The organism is Neobacillus drentensis (genome assembly GCF_036966985.1).
GTDB lineage: Bacteria > Bacillota > Bacilli > Bacillales > Cytobacillaceae > Neobacillus > Neobacillus drentensis_E.
This window is the reverse complement of the sequence record NZ_JBALSN010000790.1, coordinates 1-1,515: the sequence shown is the minus strand read 5'-3', so window position 1 is coordinate 1,515 and position 1,515 is coordinate 1. Positions and strand designations below refer to the sequence as shown.

The window sequence follows — 1,515 nt, the reverse complement described above, 5'->3', positions numbered from 1 at the left end:
AATGATTACTGCTAAAGCACGAGCTGTCGATGGTCCTGACAAACCGTTTCGAGTTGCTGAAATTAAAAGACGCGATCTTGATTCGCACGATGTTCTAATTGAAATTAAATATGCAGGGATATGCCATTCTGACATCCATACTGCTCACGGCGAATGGGGTCCCGTGAACTATCCCCTCGTACCTGGACACGAGATTGCTGGAATTGTCACAGAAGTAGGAACTGAGGTCACAAAGTACAAGGTTGGTGACCGGGTAGGGGTCGGATGTATGGTTGATTCCTGTGGCGATTGCGAGAACTGCCGTAAAGGAGAAGAACAATACTGTCTGAACGGAAATGTCCCTACATACGCTGGTGTGGACAAATACGGCGAACCTACTCAAGGTGGGTATTCTACACACATAGTTGTCACTGAGGACTTCGTAGTCAGAATTCCTGATAGCATTGGGCTTGACGCTGCAGCACCATTGCTTTGCGCTGGTATTACGACATTTTCGCCGCTAAACCATTGGGGAGCTGGACCAGGTAAGAAAGTAGCGGTTGTTGGTATGGGTGGTCTTGGACATATGGCAGTCAAAATTGCACATGCTATGGGTGCCGAGGTAACAGTTCTGTCTCAATCATTAAAGAAAATGGACGATGGCTTGCAATTCGGCGCAGCTAACTACTATGCCACAAGTGACCCAGAAACATTCGAGAAACTTGCCGGAACCTTTGACTTAATTATTAACACGGTAAGTGCAAAAATCGATATTAATGCTTATTTCGCACTACTTACTCTTGACGGCACGTTGGTTAATGTCGGTGCACCAGCGGAGCCGTTGTCAGTTAATGTATTCTCACTCATCGGTCATCGCCGTTCATTTGCAGGTTCAATGATTGGAGGTATCCGTGAGACTCAGGAAATGTTGGAGTTCTGTGCAAAACATAACATTGTTCCTAAGATTGAAGTAATTTCAGCAGACCAAATTGACGAAGCCTACAAACGAGTATTAGCTTCAGATGTGAAGTATCGATTTGTAATTGACATTAGTACAATGTAATTTGTGTAAATGACAGGATGTCCAAAAAGTCTAGCTTTTTGGACATCCTTTTATATATTTAGCTTATATTTTAACTTATATTGTACTTATGAAAATTTCCAATAATAGCAAACTAGGAGAAGAATCCCAATCATCGAAAGGAGGGATTTGGTATTTTAAATTTAAAAAAACTTACTGCCTCACAAAAAATGGCCGGAGATTTTGCACCAAAAGGTAAGTACAGAATAATGAAAAAAATAATGATTTTTTTATTGGTTACTTTAGTTTTATTAGGAGCTGTCATTTCATTGTTTATAAACTTGCATCCAGTATTCGGGAGAAATCCGAGTACCGAACAGAAAGAGGTATATAAAACGTTTGATAATTATGTGAACGGTAAATTTGTCTATCAGTCACCAACCAAATCCACTATTACCTCCACGTTTAAGAACTCTAATTCAAGTGGTAAAGACCGCAGACCTGTTGAAATTCCT

General features: G+C 40.8%; 1 protein-coding gene and 1 pseudogene. Both read left to right on the top strand.

Translation table 11 applies throughout. The features are described from left to right. Nucleotide 1 precedes the first annotated feature (1 nt). Nucleotides 2–1,042: an NAD(P)-dependent alcohol dehydrogenase gene (locus V7659_RS31770; RefSeq protein ID WP_335543947.1), complete on the top strand. Its 1,041-nt coding sequence runs from the start codon at nt 2–4 to the stop codon at nt 1,040–1,042. Between the two features lie 287 nt (nt 1,043–1,329). Next, nucleotides 1,330–1,515 (top strand): annotated as a pseudogene (locus tag V7659_RS31765) (MBL fold metallo-hydrolase); the annotation flags it as partial.

What these genes read in the sequence shown, in the direction of transcription:
- V7659_RS31770 (WP_335543947.1), top strand. Translation starts at nt 2, where the DNA reads ATGATTACTGCTAAAGCACGAGCTGTCGATGGTCCTGACAAACCGTTT.